Source organism: Pseudomonas sp. MPFS (assembly GCF_022537035.1).
Lineage (GTDB): Bacteria > Pseudomonadota > Gammaproteobacteria > Pseudomonadales > Pseudomonadaceae > Aquipseudomonas > Aquipseudomonas sessilinigenes.
On the sequence record NZ_CP066123.1, the window covers coordinates 1,750,885 to 1,774,822 of the forward strand.

The 23,938-nt window shown below is 62.7% G+C and carries 28 protein-coding genes; 12 read left to right on the plus strand and 16 right to left on the minus strand.

From position 1 onward, the window contains the following. Positions 1-58: 58 nt before the first annotated feature. Positions 59-625 (plus strand): nitroreductase family protein, encoded by a 567-nt coding sequence (locus tag I9018_RS08100; protein WP_241109163.1) that lies wholly within the window; start codon positions 59-61, stop codon positions 623-625. Between the two features lie 75 nt (positions 626-700). Here the strand turns inward: I9018_RS08100 and I9018_RS08105 are convergent, their stop codons facing one another. The 6 genes from I9018_RS08105 to I9018_RS08130 all read right to left on the minus strand — a co-directional run bounded on the left by I9018_RS08105 (position 701) and on the right by I9018_RS08130 (position 4,836). Continuing rightward, positions 701-2,041 (minus strand): HAMP domain-containing sensor histidine kinase, encoded by a 1,341-nt coding sequence (locus I9018_RS08105; RefSeq protein ID WP_241109164.1) that lies wholly within the window; start codon positions 2,039-2,041, stop codon positions 701-703. A 65-nt stretch (positions 2,042-2,106) separates the two neighbouring features. Next, complete coding sequence (locus tag I9018_RS08110) at positions 2,107-2,544, minus strand: LTXXQ domain protein (protein WP_241109165.1); 438 nt, start codon at positions 2,542-2,544, stop codon at positions 2,107-2,109. A 187-nt stretch (positions 2,545-2,731) separates the two neighbouring features. Then, positions 2,732-3,409 (minus strand): response regulator transcription factor, encoded by a 678-nt coding sequence (locus I9018_RS08115; protein ID WP_241109166.1) that lies wholly within the window; start codon positions 3,407-3,409, stop codon positions 2,732-2,734. Between the two features lie 7 nt (positions 3,410-3,416). After that, positions 3,417-3,827 carry a translation initiation factor 2 gene (locus tag I9018_RS08120; protein ID WP_241109167.1) on the minus strand — a complete coding sequence of 137 codons (411 nt, stop codon included), beginning with the start codon at positions 3,825-3,827 and terminating at the stop codon, positions 3,417-3,419. 111 nt (positions 3,828-3,938) lie between these two features. Beyond that, positions 3,939-4,238 (minus strand): YciI family protein, encoded by a 300-nt coding sequence (locus I9018_RS08125; RefSeq protein ID WP_124346081.1) that lies wholly within the window; start codon positions 4,236-4,238, stop codon positions 3,939-3,941. 1 nt (position 4,239) lies between these two features. Then, the gene (locus tag I9018_RS08130) at positions 4,240-4,836 is read right to left on the minus strand and encodes a septation protein A (RefSeq protein ID WP_068585866.1); all 597 of its coding nucleotides are present in this window, start codon (positions 4,834-4,836) and stop codon (positions 4,240-4,242) included. A gap of 87 nt (positions 4,837-4,923) precedes the next feature. Between I9018_RS08130 and I9018_RS08135 the strand changes: the two genes are divergently transcribed. From I9018_RS08135 to rluB, 5 genes are all read left to right on the plus strand, one after another. Next, a complete protein-coding gene (locus I9018_RS08135; RefSeq protein ID WP_241109168.1) occupies positions 4,924-5,784 on the plus strand; it encodes a PHP domain-containing protein in 861 nt (286 codons plus the stop codon). A gap of 13 nt (positions 5,785-5,797) precedes the next feature. Next, entirely contained in the window at positions 5,798-6,427 is a 630-nt protein-coding gene (locus I9018_RS08140) for an L-threonylcarbamoyladenylate synthase (RefSeq protein WP_068586229.1), read from the plus strand. A gap of 120 nt (positions 6,428-6,547) precedes the next feature. Further along, positions 6,548-7,246 (plus strand): ScpA family protein, encoded by a 699-nt coding sequence (locus tag I9018_RS08145; RefSeq protein ID WP_176719765.1) that lies wholly within the window; start codon positions 6,548-6,550, stop codon positions 7,244-7,246. A 12-nt stretch (positions 7,247-7,258) separates the two neighbouring features. After that, entirely contained in the window at positions 7,259-8,263 is a 1,005-nt protein-coding gene (gene scpB, locus I9018_RS08150) for an SMC-Scp complex subunit ScpB (RefSeq protein WP_241110120.1), read from the plus strand. Between the two features lie 176 nt (positions 8,264-8,439). Beyond that, positions 8,440-9,597 carry a 23S rRNA pseudouridine(2605) synthase RluB gene (gene rluB / locus I9018_RS08155; protein WP_241109169.1) on the plus strand — a complete coding sequence of 386 codons (1,158 nt, stop codon included), beginning with the start codon at positions 8,440-8,442 and terminating at the stop codon, positions 9,595-9,597. A gap of 78 nt (positions 9,598-9,675) precedes the next feature. Here the strand turns inward: rluB and I9018_RS08160 are convergent, their stop codons facing one another. Both I9018_RS08160 and I9018_RS08165 read right to left on the minus strand, forming a co-directional pair. Then, positions 9,676-10,641, minus strand: coding sequence for a leucyl aminopeptidase (locus I9018_RS08160; protein WP_241109170.1), 966 nt, complete (start codon positions 10,639-10,641; stop codon positions 9,676-9,678). Between the two features lie 62 nt (positions 10,642-10,703). Next, entirely contained in the window at positions 10,704-10,841 is a 138-nt protein-coding gene (locus I9018_RS08165; RefSeq protein ID WP_164487269.1) for a hypothetical protein, read from the minus strand. 1,024 nt (positions 10,842-11,865) lie between these two features. Here I9018_RS08165 and I9018_RS08170 point away from each other — a divergent pair. Next, positions 11,866-13,287 carry an amino acid permease gene (locus tag I9018_RS08170; RefSeq protein WP_124346085.1) on the plus strand — a complete coding sequence of 474 codons (1,422 nt, stop codon included), beginning with the start codon at positions 11,866-11,868 and terminating at the stop codon, positions 13,285-13,287. 117 nt (positions 13,288-13,404) lie between these two features. Next, positions 13,405-13,818 (plus strand): alternative ribosome rescue aminoacyl-tRNA hydrolase ArfB, encoded by a 414-nt coding sequence (gene arfB / locus I9018_RS08175; RefSeq protein ID WP_068586206.1) that lies wholly within the window; start codon positions 13,405-13,407, stop codon positions 13,816-13,818. On the opposite strand, the gene I9018_RS08180 is transcribed toward arfB, so the two are convergent. The 5 genes from I9018_RS08180 to I9018_RS08195 all read right to left on the minus strand — a co-directional run bounded on the left by I9018_RS08180 (position 13,815) and on the right by I9018_RS08195 (position 17,016). After that, entirely contained in the window at positions 13,815-15,014 is a 1,200-nt protein-coding gene (locus tag I9018_RS08180) for an MFS transporter (protein WP_241109171.1), read from the minus strand. The genes arfB and I9018_RS08180 overlap by 4 nt on opposite strands. A 117-nt stretch (positions 15,015-15,131) precedes the next feature. Next, positions 15,132-15,314 carry a hypothetical protein gene (locus tag I9018_RS08185; protein ID WP_124346087.1) on the minus strand — a complete coding sequence of 61 codons (183 nt, stop codon included), beginning with the start codon at positions 15,312-15,314 and terminating at the stop codon, positions 15,132-15,134. 74 nt (positions 15,315-15,388) lie between these two features. After that, complete coding sequence (locus I9018_RS32710) at positions 15,389-15,520, minus strand: hypothetical protein (RefSeq protein WP_263986922.1); 132 nt, start codon at positions 15,518-15,520, stop codon at positions 15,389-15,391. A 195-nt stretch (positions 15,521-15,715) separates the two neighbouring features. Beyond that, positions 15,716-16,033, minus strand: coding sequence for a cupredoxin domain-containing protein (locus I9018_RS08190; RefSeq protein WP_241109172.1), 318 nt, complete (start codon positions 16,031-16,033; stop codon positions 15,716-15,718). 11 nt (positions 16,034-16,044) lie between these two features. Beyond that, on the minus strand, positions 16,045-17,016 hold the full coding sequence (locus I9018_RS08195) for a metallophosphoesterase (RefSeq protein WP_241109173.1): 972 nt from the start codon (positions 17,014-17,016) through the stop codon (positions 16,045-16,047). Positions 17,017-17,167: 151 nt separating this feature from the next. Between I9018_RS08195 and I9018_RS08200 the strand changes: the two genes are divergently transcribed. Continuing rightward, a complete protein-coding gene (locus I9018_RS08200) occupies positions 17,168-17,677 on the plus strand; it encodes a sigma-70 family RNA polymerase sigma factor (protein WP_068586192.1) in 510 nt (169 codons plus the stop codon). Next, positions 17,670-18,437 carry a zf-HC2 domain-containing protein gene (locus tag I9018_RS08205; protein WP_241109174.1) on the plus strand — a complete coding sequence of 256 codons (768 nt, stop codon included), beginning with the start codon at positions 17,670-17,672 and terminating at the stop codon, positions 18,435-18,437. The genes I9018_RS08200 and I9018_RS08205 overlap by 8 nt, the downstream gene beginning before the upstream one ends. 70 nt (positions 18,438-18,507) lie before the next feature. On the opposite strand, the gene I9018_RS08210 is transcribed toward I9018_RS08205, so the two are convergent. The 3 genes from I9018_RS08210 to phhA form a co-directional block, all read right to left on the minus strand. After that, complete coding sequence (locus tag I9018_RS08210) at positions 18,508-19,704, minus strand: amino acid aminotransferase (RefSeq protein ID WP_241109175.1); 1,197 nt, start codon at positions 19,702-19,704, stop codon at positions 18,508-18,510. Continuing rightward, positions 19,704-20,060, minus strand: coding sequence for a 4a-hydroxytetrahydrobiopterin dehydratase (locus I9018_RS08215; RefSeq protein WP_007930096.1), 357 nt, complete (start codon positions 20,058-20,060; stop codon positions 19,704-19,706). The genes I9018_RS08210 and I9018_RS08215 overlap by 1 nt, the downstream gene beginning before the upstream one ends. A 209-nt stretch (positions 20,061-20,269) precedes the next feature. Then, on the minus strand, positions 20,270-21,214 hold the full coding sequence (gene phhA, locus I9018_RS08220; protein ID WP_228022263.1) for a phenylalanine 4-monooxygenase: 945 nt from the start codon (positions 21,212-21,214) through the stop codon (positions 20,270-20,272). Positions 21,215-21,365: 151 nt separating this feature from the next. On the opposite strand from phhA, the gene I9018_RS08225 reads away from it, so the two are divergent. Continuing rightward, positions 21,366-22,934 carry a sigma-54-dependent transcriptional regulator gene (locus I9018_RS08225; protein WP_068586180.1) on the plus strand — a complete coding sequence of 523 codons (1,569 nt, stop codon included), beginning with the start codon at positions 21,366-21,368 and terminating at the stop codon, positions 22,932-22,934. A gap of 225 nt (positions 22,935-23,159) precedes the next feature. Further along, entirely contained in the window at positions 23,160-23,900 is a 741-nt protein-coding gene (flgF, locus tag I9018_RS08230; RefSeq protein WP_068586177.1) for a flagellar basal-body rod protein FlgF, read from the plus strand. Positions 23,901-23,938: the final 38 nt, after the last annotated feature.

Consider the following 23,938-nt stretch of genomic DNA (forward strand, 5'->3'; position numbering starts at 1 on the left):
CGGCACCCTGCCGGCAGATCCCGCTAGAATAGCCAGACATTTTTCTAGGAGGTGGCCGATGGAGGCTCTCGACGCTTTGCTCAACCGTGTTTCCGTGCCGCGCCTGGTGGAGCCCGCGCCTTCGGCGCAGCAGCGCGAAGCCTTGTTCGCCGCTGCCCTGCGTGCGCCCGATCATGGCCAACTGCGGCCCTGGCGTTTTCTGACCGTCGAGGGCGAAGCTCGCGATCGCTTGGGCGAGCTGTTGGTCGAGGCGGTGCAGTTGCAGGGGGGCGAAGTGACCCAGGCGGCGCTGGACAAGGCCCGGGCCATGCCGTTGCGTGCGCCACTGGTGGTCGTGGTGGTTGCCCGTCTGCAGGTGCACTTCAAGGTGCCTCGGTCCGAGCAGTTGCTGGCGGCTGGCTGCGCCGCCCATGGCATTCTCCTGGCGGCCTATGCCCAGGGGGTCGGTGCAGTGTGGCGCACCGGCGAATTGTCCTATTCGGCCCATGTGGCCAAGGGCCTGGGCCTGGCCAAGGATGAAGAGATCATCGCTTTCCTGTATCTGGGCACCCCGTTGAACGAGCCTCGGGTCGCTCCGAAAGTCGATACCAGCGAGTTCGTCAGCGCCTGGACCGCCAAGGCCTGACCAGCACCTCTCGATGGCCTTGCGGGCAAGCCCGTTGTTGCCGGAAGCGGCGACAACGGCTTGCCCGCATCAGGTTCAGGGCTGCGCCAGTGCGCCAGGCACGAGGGGGAGTTCCAGGGTAGCGATGAAGCCCCCCGTGGGGTGATTGTCCAGGTTCAGGCTGCCACCATGGCGTTCTACCGCCCGGCGCGCGATGGCCAGCCCCAGGCCATGCCCGGCGGCGCTTTGTCCCGGGGCGCGGAAGAACGGCTCGCCCAGCTGGCCCAGGTATTCCACGGGTGCACCAGGACCATGGTCGCGCACGCTGATCAGGATTCGTTCGCCCAGGCGCTGGGCCTGGACCTCGATCGGTTGCCCGGCGGGGTTGAAGCGCTGGGCATTGCGCAGCAGGTTGTCCAGGGCTCGTTCGAGCAGGGTGGGCCAGCCACGTATCTGCAGCTGGGGCTGGGCATCGATCTGTACCTCCTGCTCGGAGCAGGCCAGCTGGGCGTCTTTCTGCAAGGCCAGGAGCAGGGCATTGAGGTCCACCTCCTCGGCACTGGCGTTGTCGGCATCGACCCGTGCCAGGACCAGGATCTCACTGATCAGGGCCTCCAGGCGGTCGCACTCGCGGGTCAGTCGCGGCCAAAGCTGTTCCCGCTCCTGGGGGACGGCCCGTTCCGCCAGCGCCAGGGCGATACGCAGGCGTGCCAGGGGCGAGCGCAGTTCATGGGACACGTCGTGCAGCAGTTGGCGCTGGCTGCCGATCAGCCCTTGCAGGCGCGAACCCATGCGGTTGAAGTCCCGGGCCAGCACGCCAAACTCGTCGCGGCGGTTGGCCAGGCGGGCCAGGCTGTTCTGCTGGTAGGTGGTCTGGCCCAGGTCGTGCACCGCGCCGCGCAAGCGGCTCAAGGGACGGGTGATGGATAGCGTCACCAGCAGGCTGAACAGGGTCAGTACCACCAGGGCGATGGCCAGGGCGCTAAGGGGCCAGGTCAGGCTGTCGCGGTGCCAGGCGTTCAGCTCCGGGTGAGGAATGCGGTAGATGAACAGGTAGGTGTCGTCGGTTCGCGGGCTGGTGTATTCCGCGGTCAGGCGGCGCCAGGGCAGGCGCCGGTCATCGTTGTTCTGGCGTGCCTCGAAGGCGGCCGCGCGACGCGGGAAGGTGCCGCGCACCACCGGGTCGCCACTTTCGTTGAGCACCTGGACATCGATGTGATACTGGCGCTTGCGTTGCTGGAGGATTTCCTGGGCAGCGTCCTCGCCTTGCTCCTCATAGGTTTGCGTCCATTGCTCGGCGAGGGTGTTGAGGCCCGGATGACGACTGAGAATCCAGGCATCCTGGTTAAGCATATGGCCCAGCAGGATCGACAACCCGGCCACCAGGGCGATAGCCAGCCAGAAGCTGGCCAGGACACGCCAGAACAATGAGCGCACGCAAACTCCTTGAATGCAAGAAGCCCAGTGGCAGGGGCCACTGGGCTGGGTAGGACGCTAGCGCATTATTGCGCCTTTTGCGGTTGTTGCGCTTGCCAGGCCTTGAACTGGGCCCATTCGGCGCGCCGTTCTTCCTGCTTCTTGACGATGGCGTCGAACTGTTTCTGCTGTTCAGGCTTGAGCAGGGCACGGATATCGGCCTGGGTCTTCTGGTGCTTGGCAGCCAACTCGTCCTTCATGGCCTTCTGGTCGGCCGGGGAAAGTTTCTCCAGGTACTTCTCCACGAGCGCCTTGCGTTCGTGCATTTGCTCGCCCATCAGCTTGCCGATCTGCTGGCGCTGCTCGCGGCTCAGGTCCAATTGGCTCCAGGGGCCTTTGCCGCGCATGTGCTCGCTGTGCCAGGGGCCGTTCATCGGGCCCATCGCAGCGCTGCCTTCAGGCGCGGCCATGGCCAGGGTCGGCAGGGTGGCGGCGAGCATCAGGGCGATCAGGGTCTTGCGCATGGTGTGTCTCCTTGTCTCATTCCCGGTCAGTTCCGGATGAGTTCAGGTTACGCACCTCAAGGTCAGCGGCAGTCAGTGGAGAGTAAAGCTTGGGTAAAGACGCAGAACCAACAGCCTGACAAAACCTGCACGCAGGATGTGCAAGGCTGGTTGTTCGCGCCAGCGCGCGCTCCATCAGGGGCAAGTGCTACAGGCTGTAGTAGTAGCCGCGGCTGCGCAGGGCCACGATCCTCGGACGGCCATCCGGGTGGGGGCCGATCTTCTTGCGCAGGTTGCTGACGTGCATGTCCAGGCTGCGGTCATACAGGGTCAGCTTGCGGCCCAGGGCGATCTGCGCCAGTTCTTGCTTGTCCAGGGGCTCACCCGGTTGCTTGAGCAATGCCTCGAGCAGGCGGCTTTCGGAGACCGTGAGGCTGATGTCCTGGTCGTCGAGGGTGACCACGCCGCGCACGGGGCTGAAGCACAGGTCGCCCAGTTCCATCTGGCTGGATGCCGCCACGGGATGGCTGCGGCGCAGCACGGCACGCAGGCGTGCGGTCAGTTCCCGAGGGTCGCAGGGCTTGGCCAGGTAATCGTCGGCGCCCAGCTCCAGGCCGAGGATGCGGTCCAGCGGTTCGCCACGGGCCGAGAGCATCAGCACTGGCAGGTCCGGATGGTCGTTGCGCAGTTGCTTGAGCAGTTCCAGGCCGCTGCCGTCGGGCAGCATCACATCCAGTACCACCGCCGCAGGAGCCGCCTCGGCCAGCGCCTTGCGGGCGCTCAGGCCGTCATGGCAGGCGCGGACCACAAAGCCTTCCTGGGCCAGCCAACTGCCCAGGAGCTCACATAGTTCCTGGTCGTCATCAATCAGTAACAGGTCGCTCATGAATCACTCAATTTAGCCATTGTCGACGCTTGCGATGTCCACCACTGGCAAAGATACCGCAGAGCAGGGCGATGAGGGCGACGCCGCCACCGGTGATGAACCACTGCTGCTGGTCGGTCAGAAGGTTCGGTGCCGGGCTGGCCAGGCTCTCCTTGAGTTGCAGCTTGAGGCGCTGGTTCTCCTGGCGCAAGCGCGTCAGTTGCGGGCTTTCTCTTTCGGCATCGGCATTTTGCAGCTGCTTGCTCAGTTCTTCGCGCAGGCGCTCGCTTTCTTTCAAGCGTTGCTGCAACTCGGTGATCTGGCTACCGGCGCTCAGGGACAATGGCGTGGAATATCCGCCGTCCTGGGGTTCCTCGGCAAGGGCCGGAGCCCCGATCGACAACATGACCAACAACAGGCACAGCGGACCTTGGCGCATCGAAACTCCTGATTCCAAACGAGTGTTGGGCAGGTTGTCGGCCATCGAACGAGAATAATGAGCGATTGAGAACGCGATGAACCGTGAAGGTTCATCGCACTTTCAGGGACGTTACGGCATCGATTGCTTGAAAGGCTTGACCACGACGTTGTCGTAGACGCCAGCGGTCACGAACGGGTCGGCAGCGGCCCAGGCCTGGGCTGCTGCGAGGGAGTCGAACTGGGCGACGATCAGGCTGCCGCTGAAGCCCGCTGCGCCTGGGTCCTCGCTGTCCACGGCGGGATGCGGGCCGGCCAGTACCACACGGCCTTCGGCTTTGAGCTGTTGCAGGCGCTCAAGGTGTGCCGGACGGGTGGCCAGGCGTTTTTCCAGGGAGTTGGCAACGTCGGTGGCAATGATTGCGTAAAGCATGTCAGTCCTCGGTTTTCGGGGTAGTGGGATCAGCGTCATGCAGGTGGCGCGACAGGTAGATCCCCTGGCCCACCAGGAACAGCACGGTCATGCCCAGGCTACCGAAGACCTTGAAGTCGACCCAGATGCTCTGGAAGGTGAAGGCGACGAACAGGTTGGCGGCGCCGCAGAACAGGAAGAACGCGATCCAGGCGATGTTCAGGCGAGTCCATACCGCATCCGGCAGGGTCAGGGCGTGGCCCATGATGCGCTTGATCAGCAGTTTGTCGCCGATGAAGTGACTGCCGATGAACGCCAGGGCGAACAGCCAGTTGACCACCGGGGCCTTCCATTTGAGGAAGGTTTCGCTGTGGAAGGCCAGGGTCAGGCTACCGAACACCAGGCAGGCGATCAGGGTCAGCCACTGGCTTTTTTCCAGCTTGCGCTGGGAAATGAACAGTGCGCCGTAGACCACCAGGGAACTGATGATCAGCACCGCCGTGGCGCTGTAGATACCGCCCAGGGTGACTTGTTGACCGGCGAGGTCGACGACGCGAGGGTCGATTTTGTAGACGATGAAGAACAGGAACAGCGGGATGAAGTCGATGAATTGTTTCACAGTGGCAGCCAGGAGCAGGATGTGTCGGCATAATAACAAACATCCTTGGTAGCGAAAGCGCCAGCTGACTTGAGGTTTTATTGTCCCGTGAACGTTGATTTGCACTGCCACAGTACGGCTTCCGACGGCGCCCTGGTGCCGGCGGCGGTGGTTGCCCGGGCGTATGAGAAAGGCGTGCGAATCCTCTCCCTGACCGACCACGACACCGTCGAGGGCCTGGCCGAGGCACGCGAGGCCGCCCGGGCGTTGGGCATGCAGTTGGTCAATGGCGTGGAACTGTCCTGTACCTGGGGCGGCGCCACCATCCATGTGCTGGGTTATGGCTTCGATACCGAGGCTCCGGCATTGGTGGCGGCCATTGGCAAGTTGCATGAGGGGCGCTGGCTGCGGGCCGAGGAAATCAGCCGCAAGCTGGCCCTCAAGGGCATGCCCGGGGCTCTGGAAGGCGCCAGGGCGATCCAGCAGGAGCTGGGCGACAGCGGCAATGCGCCGGCGCGGCCACATTTTGCCGACTATCTGGTGCGCGCCGGATTCGTCAAGGATCGTGCCGAAGCGTTTCGCAAATGGCTAGGGGCCGGCAAGCTGGGGGACGTCAAGCAGCACTGGCCGACCCTGGAGGAAACCGTCGGCACCCTGCGCGAGGCCGGGGCCTGGGTCAGCCTGGCGCATCCCTGGCACTACGATTTCACCCGCAGCAAGCGTCGCCGGTTGATTGCCGACTATATTCAAGCCGGTGGCCATGCCATCGAGGTCGTCAATGGTCACCAACCCGCGGAGCAAGTGGGCAGCCTGTCCATCCTTGCCCGTGAATTCGGACTGCTGGTCAGTGCTGGCAGTGACTTCCATGGCCCGGGGGGCTGGTCCGAGATCGGTGAGTACCGCCCGGTCCCAGAAGACCTGCCGCCACTTTGGTGTCGGTTCAAGCATGAGCCAATTATTGCCGCCTGAGCAGGTAGAGACAGTGAGTCAATTCTTCCAGATCCATCCGGAAAACCCACAGCCGCGCCTGATCAAGCAGGCCGTGGAGATCATTCGCGGCGGTGGCGTGGTGATTTACCCCACGGACTCGTCCTATGCCGTTGCCTGCCAGATGGGCGACAAGGGGGCGATCGAGCGGGTGCGACGCCTGCGCCAGCTGGACGACAAGCACAATTTCGCCCTGATCTGCAGCGACCTCTCGCAATTGGGGCTGTTCGCCAAGATCGATACCGGCACTTTTCGCTTGCTCAAGGCCCATGTGCCAGGGCCCTATACCTTCATTCTCAATGCCACCCGTGAAGTACCGCGCCTGTTGCTGCACCCCAAGCGCCGCACCATCGGCCTGCGGGTGCCCAGCAATCCCATCGCCCTGGCGCTCCTGGCCGAGCTGGGAGAGCCGCTGATGAGCGTCAGCCTGATCATGCCTGGCGACACCGAGGCACTGAGCGACCCATATGAGATGCGTCAGTTGCTGGAGCACCAGGTCGACCTGATCATCGACGGCGGTTTTGGCAGCACCGAATCCTCCACGGTGATCAGCCTCGCCGACGGCGAACCGCAAGTGATCCGCGTTGGTTGCGGCGATCCTGCACCCTTCATGGCCGAGGCCTAGATGTCCGCAGTGGAAACCGTCGACGAACAGGCCGGCGCCCAGCAGGAGCTGCCATTCGCCATGGTCTACGGCCAGGCGGTCATGGAAATGCCCCTGGACCTGTACATTCCGCCCGATGCCCTGGAGGTCTTCCTCGAAGCCTTCGAGGGGCCTCTGGACTTGTTGCTGTACCTGATTCGCAAACAGAACATCGACATCCTCGACATCCCGGTCGCGGAGATCACCCGCCAGTACATGGGGTATGTGGAGCTGATGCAGTCGGTACGCCTGGAACTGGCAGCCGAGTACCTGGTGATGGCCGCGATGCTGGCCGAGATCAAGTCGCGCATGCTCCTGCCTCGCTCCGAGGAGATCGAGGCGCAGGAGGATGATCCCCGGGCCGAGCTGATTCGCCGCCTGCAGGAGTACGAGCGTTTCAAGGCGGCTGCCGAGGGTATCGACGAGTTGAGCCGGGTGGGCCGCGATGTGCTGGTGCCCAAGCTCGACGCCCCCGAGGCCCGGGCGCGCAAGCTGGTGCCGGACGTGGCCCTGGAAGAGCTCTTGATGTCGATGGGCGAGGTGCTGCGTCGGGGGGATATGTTCGAAAGCCACCAGGTCAGCCGCGAGGCCTTGTCTACCCGCGAGCGCATGAGCGATGTGCTGGAGCGCCTCAAGGGCGGCGGCTTCGTGCCCTTTGTCGAACTGTTCACCGCCGAGGAAGGCCGCCTTGGGGTGGTGGTGACCTTCATGGCAATCCTCGAGCTGGTGAAGGAATCCCTGGTCGAGCTGGTGCAGAATGAGCCTTTCGCGCCTATCCATGTACGGGCGCGAGCCGAATAACGAGCTTAAATGATGAATCTGAACGAACCCCGCGAGCTGGCCTCCCTGCTCGAAGCCTTCCTGTTGGCCTCGGGTAAGCCCCAGTCCCTGGAGCGCCTTTTCGAGCTGTTCGAGGATGCCGAACGGCCGGAGCCGGCGGTGTTCAAGAAGGCCCTGGTGCTGCTGGGCAAGTCCTGCGAGGGACGAGCCTTCGAACTCAAGGAAGTGGCTTCAGGCTATCGCTTGCAGATCCGTGAGAAGTTCTCTCCCTGGGTCGGTCGCCTGTGGGAAGAGCGGCCCCAGCGTTACTCCCGCGCCTTGTTGGAAACCATGGCCCTGATTGCCTATCGCCAGCCGATCACCCGGGGCGAGATCGAGGATGTGCGTGGCGTGGCGGTCAACAGCAATATCGTCAAGACCCTGATCGAGCGCGAGTGGATTCGCGTGGTGGGTTATCGCGACGTGCCGGGAAAACCGGCGATGTTTGCCACCACCAAGGCCTTTCTCGATCACTTCAACCTCAAGAACCTCGACGAGCTGCCACCGTTGGCCGAGCTGCGGGAAATGGAGGCCGAGCCGGTGCTGGAGTTCGATGACGCCCCCGTGCCCGAACACCTGCAGCAACTGGCAGACGCCAGCGCCGAGCCGGAAGAACCCAAGGAAGAGACCAGCTTCCACACCCTGCTGCTGGAGCTGGACTCCATGGAGGAGGGGCTCAAGACCGACTTCGACGACCTGCATCGCGACGGTGTCGAGGTATCCGGCAGCCCGGAGCTATTGGAGAACCTGCCAGACGTGGCCGATAGCGAGTTGTCGTTGCAGGCCGAGCCTGTGCTTGAAGAGGCAGAGGAGCCGTTGCTTGCGCAGGCCCCTGCGCAGCCCCCGTCTGTCGATGACGATGTGCTGGGCGTTGCCGAGGCGCGGGCCAAGCTGCTGGCGGCAGTGGCGGCGCTGGAGCCTCAATTGAGCGAGGAGGAGGCCGAGGCCCTGGCGCTGGCCGAGGCCATCGAGCAGGAGCGGCGCCTGCTGGACGACTGACCCCGCGGCCGGCCAGTAAAAAAATGCCTCGATGCTGGCTTATCGACTAGTCTGTGATGCGCAACCGCCGTCATGAGCGTATGATTCGCGACCTTTTGGCGATCCCTTCGCCACAAACCTGTTTTTCCATGTCTTCAGGCCGCTCAGCCTGAAGCGATACACCGGGAGGTGCCCAGATGAGCGATAAAGACCAGAACGACCAGGACATTCGTCCGTCCGGCGAGAAACTGCAGAAAGTCCTCGCCCGTATTGGCGTGGGCTCGCGCCGCGACGTCGAAGCCTGGATCAGCCAGGGCCGGATCAAGGTCAATGGCACCGAGGCCACCCTGGGCCTGCGTGTCGACCTGCACGATGCCATTTCCATCGATGGCAAGGTCATCAAGCGTGAAGAGGCTGCCGAATCGGTACGCCGCGTCATCATGTACAACAAGCCTGACGGCGAGATCTGCACTCGCGACGACCCGGAAGGCCGTCCGACCGTGTTCGACAAGCTGCCGCGTCCTCGCGAAGGCCGCTGGATCAATATCGGGCGCCTGGACATCAACACCACCGGCCTGCTGATGTTCACCACCGACGGTGAGCTGGCCAACCGCCTGATGCACCCTTCCTACGAGATGGACCGTGAGTACGCGGTACGTGTGCGCGGTGAAGTCGATGACGAGATGATCGATCGCCTCAAGGCGGGCGTCATGCTCGAAGACGGCCCTGCCAAATTCACCGACATCCAGCAGGCACCGGGTGGAGAAGGCTTCAACCACTGGTATCACTGTGTGGTGATGGAAGGGCGCAACCGTGAAGTGCGCCGCCTGTGGGAGTCCCAGGGGCTGGTGGTCAGCCGCTTGAAGCGCGTGCGTTTCGGGCCGGTGTTCCTCAACTCCGACCTGCCCATGGGCCGCTGGCGCGAAATGAGCCAGTACGAAGTCGATGTGCTCAGCGCCGAAGTTGGCCTGACGCCGGTGGCGATGCCACAGCTCAATGCCAAGTCCAAGGAAAAGCTGGAGCGCCTGCAGCGCAAATCCTCGCGCCCCATGGCCAAGGGCGAGCGCGTGCGGACCCTGCGTCCGGCCAACGGCGCCCCGGTTGCCCCGCGTGCTCCGCGCGAGCCGCAACTGGAAGGTGAACGCCCTGGCCGCAAGCCAGCGGCCCGTCCGGATGGCGAACGTGCCCCACGGGCTCCACGTCCAGCGGCCGGCCGTGGCACCCCGGTAGCCGAGCGTCCGGCGGACACCAAGCGTCCGGCCCCCAAGTCCAAGCGCCCAAGCCCGGGTCTGGACAAGGACGCCCCATCGAGCAAGCGCCGTGGTGCACCTGCCGGTCGTCGCAAGCCTGAGTGATTCTGGCCTGCAAACAACAACGCCAACCTTCGGGTTGGCGTTTTTTTACCTGCGATCCTGGCGTCGCCGTAGCGGTGCCTAGAAGGCGAACTGCCCGTCGAACACTGGCTTGTTATCCGCTGCCAGCACTCCGCTGCTGAAGATCAGATCCAGGTGATGGCTGCCCTTGGCGCCGCCCCCCAGGCCCAAGTGCAGGCCGCAATGGCGCTCCTCGAAGCCGGAGTTGCGTCCGTACAGCGACTTTATGCCCTCGTTGGTGCCGATCCCCAGTTCCTCGATCCGCCGGTTCGAGGGGTTGGCGTCCAGGTATTTGTTGAAGTCGTTGGCCAGCCCGGGAACCTGGGTAGCGACCTGGCGAATGCTCGAATTCTCGATCCACAGCTCCAGGGGCGTTTCCAGCACCCCGTACTTGCGGGCGAACGGGATGGTACTGAGGAAGGTGCCGAGAAACTTCACATGGCCATTGATCTGGTCACTGTGGGTGGCGATTTCCCCTGGCGCCAGGTCGTAGTTGCCGACACCGTTGATGTCGGTCCATTTTTTCACCGTGTCCAAGGGGGCTTCGAAGTACGAGCCCTGTGGGTCGCTGAAGCTCAAGGTGCTGGCCTGGGACAGGCGTCGGATCAGGGTGGCATTGAGGTCGGCGATACGCTGTGGCTCGACGCTGAAGGTGTCGTAGAAGTACTCGCCGTAATCCTTGAACAGCAGGGATTTCTTCCAGTGCTCGGCCATCAGCCCATGTAGCGGGCGCAGGAATTCAGGCCCGTCGGGACGTGGCTGGGGCAGGGTCGAGGAATCGTAGAAAAAGATGTAGAGGTCACATTCGGTGATGGCCCGGACGAGGTTCTCGGCCGGTTCCAGGTCCAGGCGCAAGGCGCTGATGTTCAGCGGCGTGGCCTGGCGGGCTTGTTCGATGATGGTTGCGATCATCGCCTGGTACTCGGCGGTATGGCCGATCACTACCCTGGCCGGGCCCAGGCCATTCAGGGCCGGGTGCCGTTCGAGGTAGTACAGGAAATGACGGATGGCGCGAATCGGGTCCATAAAACCTCCCTGTAGGACAGAAGTGACCGGGGCAGGCCACGGCCCGCCCCGGTGCAAGCGTCTTACATCGGCCACATGGCAGTGCCGAATGGCACCACGGCATCGGCTTGCATCATTTCCACGGCGGCATCATGGGTTGCTGCTTCGAACCAATCGTCCAGTTGCAGTTCGGTTTCCAGATCTTGTTCCAGTACTTGCATGGTGCTTCTCCTGAATGACATTGCGCATGGCAGTCCATTGACGGAACGGATCGACAGCGATGAGCGGGATGGTTGCCGAGGCTGCCCATTCGTTCCCGGGGCTTGCCGGGTGACTGATCCGGCAAGTGGCTGGAAACCTAGACCAGGGTGTTTTGAAGTGCAAAAAAATAATTAGATTATTTTTTTATGGACTTTATTTTCTATTTTCATCTGCTGATTTTAGCTCGGGAAAACAAAAAGCTAGGGATTGTCCCGGGGAAAATGGCCGGCGGCGTCAATTTGCAGTCGGCCGCTGGATGGATCTGTGGTGGCAAAAATACGTTACGCACCGTAAAGAAATGCTTACGAAAAAGGAGGCTTTTACCGGTGGAGCCACGGGTTCTGGTTTGCTGTAAGGAAAATCTTCCGAAGGCAACCTCGTGCCTGGGCTCAGAGGGCTCTGGCCCGCTTGTTCCAGGGCGCCAAGGACGGTGAGATGTGCACATGCCTGCGTACAGGTGCATAACAAGAAGGAGGCGCAATGAACGCCGCAACCGACTTTAACCGACACCCTTCGAAGGGCGATGACCATCGCTTCTTTACCGACGACCCCACTCGGTCCGTCCCATTTTTTGCCGCCGATGCCGAGCATCGAGCAGGCCACGCAAGATCCCGGTTACCGGCACGCTGATAAGCGATGTCTGGCGGCAGGGGGTCAGGGGTGTACAATGCCCGGCGTTTTAACTGTGACCCCACTGCGTATCCGCGCATTTTGCGTCTGGACAGCGGTTTCCAGCCTGCTTGTATAGCCTTGGAAACACCTGCACAGAACCAATAACTCAAGGTTATCCACCTTGTTCATTCCGTCGCGTCACGAGCGTGATGGGTTCGATTTCGTCACAGATAAAAACAAACAGGTGACGCATGACCGTTAAAAAAACGCTGAACTTCTGGTGCCTGCGCTGGGGTTTGATCCGCGCCGCTTAAGCCTTCACCGGGCGGCAACGTCTGCAAATATCATCAAACCTTGCGTGAGAAAGTTTTCATGAGTGGACAAAACTCGCAGTCAGGCGAGCTGAAACGCGGCCTGAAAAATCGCCATATCCAATTGATCGCCCTGGGTGGCGCAATTGGCACTGGCCTGTTCCTGGGTTCGGCAGGTGTACTCAAGTCCGCTGGCCCGTCGATGATCCTCGGCTATGCCATTTGTGGCTTCATCGCCTTCATGATCATGCGCCAGTTGGGCGAAATGATCGTCGAGGAGCCTGTGGCCGGTTCCTTCAGCCACTTCGCCCACAAGTACTGGGGCGGCTTTGCCGGCTTTCTCTCCGGCTGGAACTGCTGGATCCTCTATATCCTGGTGGGCATGTCGGAGCTGACGGCAGTCGGCAAGTACATCCACTACTGGTGGCCGGACGTCCCGACCTGGGCTTCGGCAGCCGTGTTCTTCGTCATGATCAACGCCATCAACCTGGCCAACGTCAAGGTTTTCGGCGAGGCCGAGTTCTGGTTCGCCATCATCAAGGTGGTGGCAATCGTCGGCATGATCGCCCTGGGCAGCTACCTGCTGGTCAGTGGGCACGGTGGCCCGCAGGCATCGGTGAGCAACCTGTGGTCCCACGGTGGCTTCTTCCCTAATGGGGTTAGTGGCCTGGTGATGGCCATGGCGATCATCATGTTCTCCTTTGGCGGCCTGGAAATGCTCGGCTTCACCGCCGCCGAGGCCGACAAGCCGAAGACCGTGATCCCCAAGGCGATCAACCAGGTGATCTACCGTATCCTGATTTTCTACATCGGTGCCCTGGTGGTGCTGCTGTCGCTGACCCCGTGGGACACCTTGCTGGGCACCCTCAACGCCTCCGGCGATGCCTACAGCGGCAGCCCGTTTGTCCAGGTGTTCTCGATGCTCGGTAGCAACACCGCGGCGCATATCCTCAACTTCGTGGTCCTGACGGCCGCCTTGTCGGTGTACAACAGCGGCACCTATTGCAACAGCCGCATGCTCCTGGGCATGGCCGAGCAGGGCGATGCCCCGCGTGCCCTGGCCAAGATCGACAAGCGTGGCGTACCGGTGTTGTCGATCCTGGCCTCGGCGGTGGTGACCTTCGTCGCGGTGGTACTCAACTACCTGATCCCGCAACACGCCCTGGAGCTGTTGATGTCCCTGGTGGTGGCCACCCTGGTGATCAACTGGGCAATGATCAGCTACTCGCACTTCAAGTTCCGCCAGCACATGAACCGTACTGGCCAGACCTCGACGTTCAAGGCCCTATGGTACCCCTACGGCAACTACGTCTGCCTGGCATTCGTGGTGTTCATCCTCGGTATCATGCTGATGATCCCGGGTATCCAGATCTCGGTGTACGCGATCCCTGTGTGGGTGGTGTTCATGTGGGTCTGCTACAGCATCAAGGTCAAGCGCAGCGCTCAACAACCGCTGCAGGCCGCCAGCTCCTCGCTGAAGTAAGCGTCATCTGGCAACCACAGACCCGGCTTCGGCCGGGTCTTTCGTTTCCGGGGGGAGTGCCACGGCGTGGCTGGAATGGGCGTATCCTGTAGGCCTTGCAAGAAGGATTGCTGTTCCATGCTGGTGATTTCCAACAACGTGCATCTGCCGGATGCCGAGATCGAGTTGACTGCCATCCGCGCCCAGGGGGCCGGTGGGCAGAACGTCAATAAAGTGTCCAGCGCCGTGCATCTGCGCTTCGATATTCCTGCCTCATCGCTGCCGCCTTTCTACAAGGAGCGCCTGCTGGCGCTGCGCGACAGCCGTATCACCGCTGAGGGGGTGATCATCCTCAAGGCCCAGCAGTACCGTACCCAGGAGCAGAATCGTGCCGATGCCCTGGAGCGCCTGGTGGAATTGATCCAGGGCGCAATCAAGGTAGAGAAGAAGCGTCGACCCACCAAGCCCACCCTGGGTTCGCAAAAGCGTCGCCTGGAGGGCAAGGCCAAGCGGGGCAGTATCAAGGCCGGTCGTGGCAAGGTGGACTTCTAGGCGCTCTCGCGTTCTTTGCGCTGCTTGGGGGCCTGGTGGTACAGGTACAGGCTCAGCGCCAGCCCGCTGCAGGAGGCCATGGCGGCGAACAAAAAGATCGAGGCGAAGCCGAAACCGGCGGCAATGGCCCCGGCCAGCGGGCCGGTGATCCCCAGCGACAGGTCGACGAACAGCGAGTAGGCACCCACTGCCGCGCCCCGGCTGGAGGCGGGTACCAGGTTCACCGCTTCCACCCCCAGGGCTGGGAACACCAGGGAGAAACCGAAGCCGCTCAGGGCTGCTCCGGCCGGGGCCCAGTACGCGTCGCTGGCCAGCCACAGCAGCAACAGGCCCAGGGTTTCCACGGTCAGGCAGGCGATCGCCACCCGAAAGCCCCCTAGGCGATTGATCAGGTTGCCGAACAACAGCCGGGCACCGATGAAGCTGGCGCCGAACAGGCTCAGGGCCAACACCGCGTTGGACCAGTCCCGGGTGGCGTAGTACAGGGTGATGAAGGTGGCGATGGTGCCAAAGCCGATGGAACCCAGGGCCAGGCCGCAGCCATGGGGGAAGACCTTGCCCAGTACATGGATGAATGGCAGGCGTTCGCCGGCGACGATGGGCGCGGCCAGTTTTGGCCAGGCCAGCAACAGGCCGAGCACAGCCAGCAGGATGATGCTCACCCCCATGCTCCACAGCCCCAGCTGCTTGACCAGCAGCACCCCCAGCGGGGCGCCGATGGCCAGGGCGCCATAGCTGGCGATGCCGTTCCAGGAGATGACCTTGGCGGTGTTCTGGGCGCCGACCCGGCCGATGCCCCAGCCGATGGAGCCCGAGCCCACCAGGCTTTCCGCGCTACCCAATACCAGGCGGCCGATCAGCAGGCTGGCCAGGCTCAGCACCGGAAACGGCTGCAGCCAGGCCGACGCCAGCATGAATACCCCACTCAGGCCGCAGCCCACCAGGCCGTACATCACCGCGCGCTTGCTGCCCTGATTGTCGATGATGCGCCCGGCGTAGGGGCGACTGAGCAGGGTGGCCAGGTATTGCACGCTGATCACCAGGCCGGCGACCACCGCGCCGAAGCCCAGGTCGCTGTGGACATAACCTGGCAGCACCGCCAGGGGGATGCCGATATTCAGGTAGCCGATGAAGGTGAACAGGACAATGGAAACGACTTGCAGCGTGACCGCCAAGGGGTGCTGGGTATCTGGCATGGGAAGGGGTCCGCTACTGCAGCTAGATAGATAGGCTGCTCATGATACCGGTGTAGGCGTGGCAAAAGGGGGAGAAATCGACGTGCAGTGCCGATGCCTGTCGCTTGCAGGAAGGTGTCAGGCGTCCTTGTTGCCCAGCAGCTGGGTCGTGACCAGGGCGGCGAGGGCATTTTCCTGAGTGCCGAAACGGCTCAGCAGGACGGCTTGTTTTTGCGGGCTAAGGCGATTCCAGACTTCGATCATGTGCTGTGCGGTGTCGATCAGCACAGTGGCCTGGGTTTCGCTGAAGGTGTCGGTCATGAAGGGCTCGGGTGGGTTCAGGCGGTGTGGAAAGCGCTTGATTAGCGCTTTCCACACTGTCTGGCTACAGCTTCTCAGTCTTCGCTGTCGGTCTTGCGACTGTCAGCGGCTTCTTTGGCGGCAGGCTTTTCGGCACTGGCTTGTGGCGGGGTTGTCTGCTCAGTTTCGTGCAGGCTTGGGAAGGGGAGATTCGGGATCTCGTGCATGTCGTTGCTCCTCGCAAAGTCTGTTTTTTAAATCGCTGGGTAGGTCCGCGCTTTTAAAAAGCCTAGGCAGGATACAGCAGTACAAATGACAGAAAGATTTTTATTTCCCTCAAGTTGTCCTCACTGGGTCAGGAAACCGACCAAGTGAAGACGCTCCGACAGGCGCCACAAGCAGCGCCAGGCCAGGCCTTGGGCTCAGGGTGGCGTAGGGGCGACGATGATCTTGCCGATCATCTGCGGGTGCAGGACGCAGAAGTATTCGTAGGTGCCTGGCGTGTCGAACTGGTAGGAAAAACTATCGTTGGTGTCCAGCGCCGCGGAGCGGAACAGCTTGTGGGTCTCGGTCACCGTGTGGGGGATCTGGTCATCGTTGACCCAAGTGACCCGGGTGCCGACCGTGACCTGCACGTCATGGGGGCTGTACATGAACTCGCGGATATCGATCCTGGTTTCCTGGGCCCAGGCCGGTGTCGCGAGGCATCCCAGGAGCAACACGCAGAGGAGTCTGCTCATGGCCGGGCTCCTCAGACCAGGGTCGAATCGAGCAGGGCCAGCGGATGCTCGCCCTGTGTGGCCCGGACATCGGTGATGCCCAGGTAGTTGCGCAGCTGGTCGGCGGCCACGGTCATCGGCCCGGGATTGGCTGCCGCTCCCGGGGCGGGCTGTGGGTAGGCGGTGCCGCGAGCGGTATGGAAGGTGATGTTGCCCTCGACCTTCTGGATGACCTGGTGGATATGCCCGTTGAGGACGGTCACGCAGCCATAGCGGCGTAGCAGGGCGATGGCCTGGTCGCCGTCCTCGGTGCCCCAGCCCCAGGGCTGATAGATGGTCCACAGGGGGATGTGGGTGAAGACCACGATGGGCGTGCTGCTGCTCACGGCGCGCAGGTCGTCCGCCAGCCAGGCAAGTTGCTCGGCCCCCAGGGTGGCTTCGTGGCCAGGCAACAGGTTGAACACATTGACCAAGGCAATGAAGTGCACGCCCTGCTGGTCGAAGCTGTACCAGCCATTGCCCTTGGTGCCCTTGCCGTAGCGTTGCAGGTAAAGCTGCCCGCCGCCTTCGTCGAGGGTATCGTGTTCCCCGGGAACGTAATGCACGGTGGAAGGCAGCCCCTTGAGCAGTTGTGCGGCGGTATCGAATTCTTCGGGGCGGGACAGGTGGGTGATATCCCCGGTGTGCAGGATCAGCGACGGCGGCTTGGGCAGGGCCAGCACCTTGTCGATGGCCACCTGCAAGGTCTGGGTCGGGTCGGGGTTGGCCTCCTTGTTGAAGCCGATGTGCGAGTCGCTGATCTGCACGAAGTGGAAGCTGCTGTTCAGCGCCGCCGGGTCTGTCGGCTGGCCTGCCTGGTCCAGGGCGAAGGCTTTTGGAATACCCCCGCTCAGGGCCCAGAGAACCCCGGCGCCGGCCCAGGCCGAGCACTTGAGCAAGGTGCGTCGCTGGGGATTTTGCAGCGTATCGGCAAATTGACAGTGGGATGTGTCATGAGTGTCCATGGAGCGCCCTCGGTAGCGGTCTACAGTGATTGGTCTCACATCGGTAAAACCTGGCGGCGCAGTGCTTTATTCCCCCCCCTGGAGAATTTTTTGTCCCGGGAATAAAACCCGGGTTCGTACCGTTATAGGGTGCAAAGGAAATGGAGCCACCATGACGCGATTCGAGGAATTGTTCCTGCCGCACCTGGACGCGGCCTATAACCTCGCGCGCTGGCTGACCGGCAATGACAGTGCGGCCCAGGATGTGGTGCAGGAAAGCGCCTTGCGGGCCGTGAAGTTCCTGCATCGTTTCGACGGCGGCAATGCCAAGGCGTGGTTCCTGACCATTGTCCGCAACGAGAGCTACAACTGGCTCAGGGCCTCGACCCGCCACGCGTCGGTAACGTTCGAGGAGTCCGGCCTGGGGGACGATCCGGCGCTGTTCGATGGGCAAACGCCCGAGTGGCAGGTGATCCGCGGGCAGGAGGCCGATCAGCTGGCTCGCGCGCTCCAGGCCCTGGCGCCGGCGTTTCGTGAGGTGATCGTGCTCAAGGAGTTGGAAGACATGCACTACAAGGAGATCGCCAGGATCGTCGATATTCCCCTGGGGACGGTCATGTCGCGGCTGGCCCGCGCCCGGGCCATGCTCCGGTTGCAATTGCAGAAGTCCGGCCATGCATGAAATCGACTGCAAGACCTGCCGTGACTGGCTGCACGGCTACCTGGATACCGAGCTGGAGGCCAACGCCATGGCCGAGGTGGCCGAGCACCTGCGCCATTGTGCCGAGTGTGCCGCCGAGTGTGCCGAGGTACAGAGGCTGATCACCGAAACCAGGGCCCATGCGCCGTATCACGCGGCACCGGCTGCCTTGCGGCGCAGCCTGCTGGCCAGTATCGAGGTGCCCGCGGCTTCAGGTGGCCTGTTGCAGAAGTTGCTGGGGAGCAGGGGGGGGCGCTGGCTGGCCCCTGGTTTTTCCACCCTGGCGCTGGCCCTGTCCCTGGCGCTCAACCTGGCGACGCCTTCCAGCGAGCAGCCGTGGCTGGATGAAGCGGTGTCCAGCCATGTGCGTTCGCTGATGGTCGATCACCTGAACGATGTCGCGTCCTCGGACCGGCATACGGTCAAGCCCTGGTTCACTGGCAAGCTCGATTTCGCGCCACCGGTCTTCGACTTCAGCGCCCAGGGCTATCCGTTGCTGGGCGGACGCCTGGATTACCTGCAGCAGCAGAATGTGGCGGCCCTGACCTATGGTCGCGCACGGCACTTGATCAACCTGTTCGTCATGCCCACGACACAGGGCGATAGCGAGCCGCAGCAGCAGACCTTGCGTGGCTACAACCTGGTCGACTGGCGCCATGACCATCTGCGTTTCATCCTGGTTTCCGACCTGGAACCGGGCGAATTGCAGGCGCTGGGGCAGTTGGTCCGCAAGGGGCCTTGAGGAGAGGAGGGGAGAACCCGGCATCGGCTCCGAGAGGAGGATGCCGGGCAGGCAGGGCGTTGACCGAGGGTCAGGCCTTGCAGACGCTGGCGATGGCCGCTGCCAGCTGATCGAGGCGGCTGGCATCGATACCGGCCACGTTGGCCCGGCCCGAGCTGACCATGTACACGCTGTGATGCTCGCGCAGGTCCTGGACCTGGGCAGGGCTCAGGCCGGTATAGGAGAACATCCCGCGTTGTACGCCGATATGGGCGAAGCGCTCGGCCAGGCCATGGGGCTGCAGGGCTTCCACCAGGCCAGCGCGCAGCTGTGCGATGCGCAGGCGCATGGCTTCCACTTCGTCGATCCAGAGTGTTTTCAACTCTGGCGTCCCGAGGATGGTCGCCACCACGGCAGCGCCATGGTCCGGTGGCGTGGACCACAGGTTGCGGGCGATATGCGCCAGTTGGCTGCGCACGTCCAGCAGCTTCTCGGCATCCTGGGTGCAAACGATCAGGGCGCCGGTGCGGTCGCGGTACAGGCCGAAGTTCTTCGAGCAGGAACTGGTGATCAGCACCTCCGGCAGTTCGGCAGCGAACAGCCGCACGGCCCAGGCGTCCTGTTCCAGGCCATCGCCAAAGCCCTGGTAGGCGAAGTCGATCAGCGGCAGCAGCTTGCGACTGCGCACCACTTCCAGCACTCGCTGCCAGTCGGCATGGCTGAGGTCGAAACCGGTCGGGTTGTGGCAGCAGGCATGCAGCAGCACCACATCGCCTTCGGGAATCTGGTTCAGGGTGGCCAGCATGGCCTCGACATCCAGGCGATTGTCACTGCCCACATAAGGGTAGTGGCTGACCTTGACGCCGGCGGCGGCGAAGATGGTCTCGTGGATCGGCCAGGTCGGATTGCTCAGCCAGACGCCACGGCCTGGCAGGCAGTGGGCGATGAAGTCGGCGCTCAGGCGCAGGGCGCCGGTACCGCCAGGGGTCTGGGTGGCGCCGGCGCGCTGTTGGTCGATCAGCGGCGAGCCGCTGCCCAGCACCAGCTCGTTGATCACTTTGCCGAAGGCCGCGTCGCCGTGGCCGCCGATGTAGATCTTGGTGTCCTGGCTATCTACCAGGCGCTGTTCAGCCTGCTTGACCGCCTGCGGGATCGGCGTCAGGCCCTGGGAGTCCTTGTAGACCCCCACGCCCAGGTCGAACTTGCCCGGGTTGGGGTCGCTGGCGTAGGCCCCCATCAGGCCGAGGATCGGGTCGCCAGGCACACGACCGATGGCGTCGAAGTGCATTACTTGCGTCCTTCTGCGGTCTTGGCCACTTCGTCGGTACGGGCGGCCATGATGAAGTCGTTGCGGTGCAGGCCCTTGATGGAGTGGCTCCACCAGGTCACGGTCACCTTGCCCCACTCGGTCAGCAGGCCTGGGTGGTGGCCTTCGGCCTCGGAGATCTCGCCCATGGCATTGGTGAAGGCCAGGGCGAACTTGAAGTTCTTGAACAGGAAGACTTTTTCCAGCTGCATCACGCCGTCGCGAACTTCGATGTTCCAGTCAGGGATCTGCTTGATCAGTACCGGCAGTTCTTCGTCGCTGACCTGAGGGGCATCGGCGCGGCAGGCTTCGCAATGGGCTTGGTTCAGAGCGGTCATGGTGTATTCCCGAAATCGATTCTTGTTGGGGCGGGCTGTGGGAAAACAGCTGCGTTGGGCTGTCCTGCCTGAGGGCAAGCGGAAAAAGCAAATCCAGGCTGGCCTGCTGCTTTTCCCCTTGCTTGCGGCGATGTTGCCCGTGCTCGTGAGGTTTTCACGCAACCCGTGGACGTTACTATTTTTTGCAGCGGCTCGCGAGTGCGGGCCGCTCAGGCCGCCTTGGGTTTTGGCGGAAACTTGGGCGCATGCAGGCCCAGCTGCATGCCTTGGTGGACCAGGGCCATGATGTCTTCATGGGCCAGGTCGAACAGGCGCTTGAGCTCGGGCAGGACGAAATAGATCGGCTGCAGGATGTCGATGCGGTACGGCGTGCGCATGGCTTCCAGCGGGTCGAAGGCCTGGTGCTCCGGTTCTTCGCAGAGGCTGTAGACGGTTTCCTTGGGCGAAGACAGGATGCCGCCGCCATAGATGCGCCGACCGGCTGGGGTTTCCACCAGGCCGAACTCGATGGTCATCCAGTACAGGCGGGCCAGGTATACCCGTTCTTCCTTGGTGGCCTTGAGGCCCAGCTTGCCGTAGGTGTGGGTGAATTCGGCGAACCAGGGGTTGGTCAGCAGCGGGCAGTGGCCGAAGATCTCGTGGAAAATGTCCGGCTCTTGCAGGTAGTCCAGTTCTTCGCGGGTACGGATGAACGTGGCTACAGGGAAGCGCTTGCTGGCCAACAGCTCGAAAAAGGTCTGGAAGGGAATCAGCGCCGGAACCCGGGCCACTTGCCAGCCGGTGGTTTCGCCCAGGACCTTGTTGATTTCGCCCAGCTGCGGGATACGGTCGTGGGGCAGACCGAGCTTCTCGATACCCTCCACGTACTCCTGGCACGCACGCCCCTCGATCACTTTCAGTTGACGGGTGATCAGGGTGTTCCACACCGCGTGTTCTTCGGGTGGATAGTCGATAAAACCTTGCGCGTCGGGCTCGCGGGCCACGTACTGCGTCTGCTTCATGCTGCTCTCCTGCCAGGAATGCGTTCTTGTTATGAATGACCCCAGTGATACGCCAGGGTGCGGCGTTTTGCAGCAGGCAGCGGTGCGATTGCATCGAGGGTTTGGCGTGTAAATCGTAAATTTTTCGTTACGGATGCTGTGAAGTCCCGGCACTGCGGCTGATGCTTGAGTTGAAAAAGCCGCTTTGTGTCACATAATCTTGACGACTATCTGCGTCACCCGGCAGAAAGTTTTTCAGTTTCAAGGTCAAAAGCGTCGAGTGACGGCGCTTATGCCTTTCATCACTCGCTTCGGGCTTCTATCTATGCGCATCAAAGTTCACTGCCAGAACCGCATCGGCATCCTGCGGGACATTCTCAATCTGCTGGTGGAGTACGGCATCAACGTGGCCCGGGGCGAAGTCGGGGGCGAGCACGGCAACGCCATCTACCTGCATTGCCCGAACCTGATCAACCTGCAGTTCCAGGCCCTGCGCCCGAAGTTCGAATCCATTGCCGGGGTATTTGGCGTCAAGCGAGTCGGCTTGATGCCCAGCGAGCGTCGGCACATGGAGCTCAATGCGTTACTCGGAGCCCTGGAGTTCCCCGTGCTGTCCATCGACATGGGCGGTTCGATCGTTGCCGCCAACCGCGCTGCGGCCCAGTTGCTGGGGGTGCGGGTCGATGAGGTGCCGGGAATTCCACTGTCGCGCTATGCCGAGGACTTCGACCTGCCGGAGCTGGTGCGGGCCAACAAGTCGCGTATCAATGGCCTGCGGGTCAAGGTCAAGGGGGATGTGTTCCTGGCCGATATCGCGCCGCTGCAATCGGAGCACGACGACAGCGAGGCCATGGCCGGCGCGGTGCTGACCCTGCATCGGGCGGACCGGGTTGGCGAGCGCATCTATAACGTGCGCAAGCAGGAGCTGCGTGGCTTCGACAGCATCTTCCAGAGTTCCAAGGTGATGGCGGCGGTGGTGCGAGAGGCGCGGCGCATGGCGCCCCTCGATGCGCCGTTGCTGATCGAGGGTGAGACCGGCACTGGCAAGGAGTTGCTGGCCCGTGCCTGTCACCTGGCCAGTCCCCGTGGGCAATCGCCACTGATGGCGCTCAACTGCGCCGGGTTGCCCGAGTCCATGGCCGAGACCGAGTTGTTCGGTTATGGCCCGGGGGCATTCGAGGGGGCGAGGGCCGAGGGCAAGCTCGGGCTGCTGGAGCTGACCGCTGGCGGCACCCTGTTCCTCGATGGCGTGGGGGAGATGAGCCCGCGCTTGCAGGTCAAGTTGTTGCGTTTCCTGCAGGATGGTTGCTTCCGCCGGGTGGGCAGCGACGAAGAGGTGTATCTGGATGTGCGGGTGATCTGTGCCACCCAGCTCGATCTTTCCGAACTCTGTGCCCGTGGCGAGTTTCGCCAGGACCTGTACCACCGCCTGAACGTGCTGTCGTTGCATATCCCGCCGCTGCGCGAGTGCCTCGATGGCCTGGCGCCGCTGGTGGAGCACTTTCTCGACCAGGCCAGCCGGCAGATCGGCTGTCCCTTGCCCCAGCTGGCTCCCGCGGCCATGGAGCGGCTCAGTCACTATCACTGGCCGGGCAATGTCCGGCAGTTGGAGAATGTGCTGTTCCAGGCGGTATCGCTGTGCGATGGCGGCACGGTCAAGGTCGAGCATATTCGCCTGCCGGACTACGGTGCGCGCCAGCCCCTTGGCGAGTTCTCCCTGGAGGGTGGGTTGGAGCAGATCGTCGGGCGCTTCGAAAAGGCCGTGCTCGAAAGCCTGTATGCCGAGTTTCCCAGCAGTCGCCAATTGGGCAAGCGCCTGGGGGTCTCCCACACCACCATTGCCAACAAGCTGCGCGACTATGAGGTGGGCAAGCCCACCAGCGACAATTCGTAGTCACCTGGGCCCTTGTGGCCCGGGTAACGGGGCGGTTACTTGCCGTTAGCGGCATAAGAGCGCCGTTTTTCCGTCTCCCGAAAAGCCATCGCTACCGCCCTTTAGCCAGGCAAAGCCCTGTCCAGCCTGGGGATCAACCGCTCCTGGAAAAGTTGGTGCGCTTATTGCTTATGGCTTCGCAGTACAGCGGTGGGCGGCAAACGTCCGGCAGACAGAGGAAGCACTGTGGACAAGTACCTTTATGTGGCAATGACCGGCGCCAGCCAGAATGCTCTGGCGCAAAAGGCTCATGCCAACAATCTGGCGAACATCTCCACCAACGGTTTTCAGCGTGACCTGGAGCAGGCTCGCTCGATGCCGGTGTTTGGCGACAGCTTTCCGGCGCGGGCCTTTGCCATGAGTGAGCGTCCGGCCACGGATTTCTCCCCGGGCTCGATGGTGCAAACCGGTCGCGACCTGGATGTGGCGGTCAGCGGCAATGGCTGGATCGCCGTGCAGAGTCCCGACGGTAGCGAAAGTTATGTGCGCACCGGCAGCTTGAATGTCGATGCCCTGGGTGTGCTGCGTGCCGGCAATGGCATGCCGGTGATGGGCAATGGCGGTCCGATCGCCGTGCCGCCGCAGCAGCAGATCGAAGTCGGCCAGGACGGCACCATCAGTATCCGTGCCATGGGCGAGGGTCCGCGGGTCATGGCCGAGGTCGACCGCATCAAGTTGGTCAATCCGGACATCAAGAACCTGACCAAGGGCCTGGATGGGTCGATCAAGACCAAGGACGGCCAGCCGGCACCGGCCGATGCCAACGTGCAACTGGTTTCAGGTTTCCTTGAGTCGAGCAACGTCAACGCGGTGCAGGAAATGACCGCGGTCCTGGCCTTGTCCCGCCAGTTCGAATTGCACGTCAAGATGATGAACAGCGCCAAAGAAGACGACCAGGCCATGGCTCGGGTCTTGCAGATCAGCTAATTACCAGTACCTAGCGCCGTAAAACAGGCGCGTGAGGA

Coding starts and splice junctions, on each gene's coding strand:
- I9018_RS08100 (WP_241109163.1), top strand. CDS start 59: ATGGAGGCTCTCGACGCTTTGCTCAACCGTGTTTCCGTGCCGCGCCTG.
- I9018_RS08110 (WP_241109165.1), bottom strand. CDS start 2,544: ATGCGCAAGACCCTGATCGCCCTGATGCTCGCCGCCACCCTGCCGACC.
- I9018_RS08115 (WP_241109166.1), bottom strand. CDS start 3,409: ATGAGCGACCTGTTACTGATTGATGACGACCAGGAACTATGTGAGCTC.
- I9018_RS08120 (WP_241109167.1), bottom strand. CDS start 3,827: ATGCGCCAAGGTCCGCTGTGCCTGTTGTTGGTCATGTTGTCGATCGGG.
- I9018_RS08125 (WP_124346081.1), bottom strand. CDS start 4,238: ATGCTTTACGCAATCATTGCCACCGACGTTGCCAACTCCCTGGAAAAA.
- scpB (WP_241110120.1), top strand. CDS start 7,259: ATGAATCTGAACGAACCCCGCGAGCTGGCCTCCCTGCTCGAAGCCTTC.
- rluB (WP_241109169.1), top strand. CDS start 8,440: ATGAGCGATAAAGACCAGAACGACCAGGACATTCGTCCGTCCGGCGAG.
- I9018_RS08160 (WP_241109170.1), bottom strand. CDS start 10,641: ATGGACCCGATTCGCGCCATCCGTCATTTCCTGTACTACCTCGAACGG.
- I9018_RS08165 (WP_164487269.1), bottom strand. CDS start 10,841: ATGCAAGTACTGGAACAAGATCTGGAAACCGAACTGCAACTGGACGAT.
- I9018_RS08170 (WP_124346085.1), top strand. CDS start 11,866: ATGAGTGGACAAAACTCGCAGTCAGGCGAGCTGAAACGCGGCCTGAAA.
- arfB (WP_068586206.1), top strand. CDS start 13,405: ATGCTGGTGATTTCCAACAACGTGCATCTGCCGGATGCCGAGATCGAG.
- I9018_RS08180 (WP_241109171.1), bottom strand. CDS start 15,014: ATGCCAGATACCCAGCACCCCTTGGCGGTCACGCTGCAAGTCGTTTCC.
- I9018_RS08185 (WP_124346087.1), bottom strand. CDS start 15,314: ATGACCGACACCTTCAGCGAAACCCAGGCCACTGTGCTGATCGACACC.
- I9018_RS32710 (WP_263986922.1), bottom strand. CDS start 15,520: ATGCACGAGATCCCGAATCTCCCCTTCCCAAGCCTGCACGAAACTGAG.
- I9018_RS08190 (WP_241109172.1), bottom strand. CDS start 16,033: ATGAGCAGACTCCTCTGCGTGTTGCTCCTGGGATGCCTCGCGACACCG.
- I9018_RS08195 (WP_241109173.1), bottom strand. CDS start 17,016: ATGGACACTCATGACACATCCCACTGTCAATTTGCCGATACGCTGCAA.
- I9018_RS08200 (WP_068586192.1), top strand. CDS start 17,168: ATGACGCGATTCGAGGAATTGTTCCTGCCGCACCTGGACGCGGCCTAT.
- I9018_RS08205 (WP_241109174.1), top strand. CDS start 17,670: ATGCATGAAATCGACTGCAAGACCTGCCGTGACTGGCTGCACGGCTAC.
- I9018_RS08210 (WP_241109175.1), bottom strand. CDS start 19,704: ATGCACTTCGACGCCATCGGTCGTGTGCCTGGCGACCCGATCCTCGGC.
- I9018_RS08215 (WP_007930096.1), bottom strand. CDS start 20,060: ATGACCGCTCTGAACCAAGCCCATTGCGAAGCCTGCCGCGCCGATGCC.
- I9018_RS08225 (WP_068586180.1), top strand. CDS start 21,366: ATGCGCATCAAAGTTCACTGCCAGAACCGCATCGGCATCCTGCGGGAC.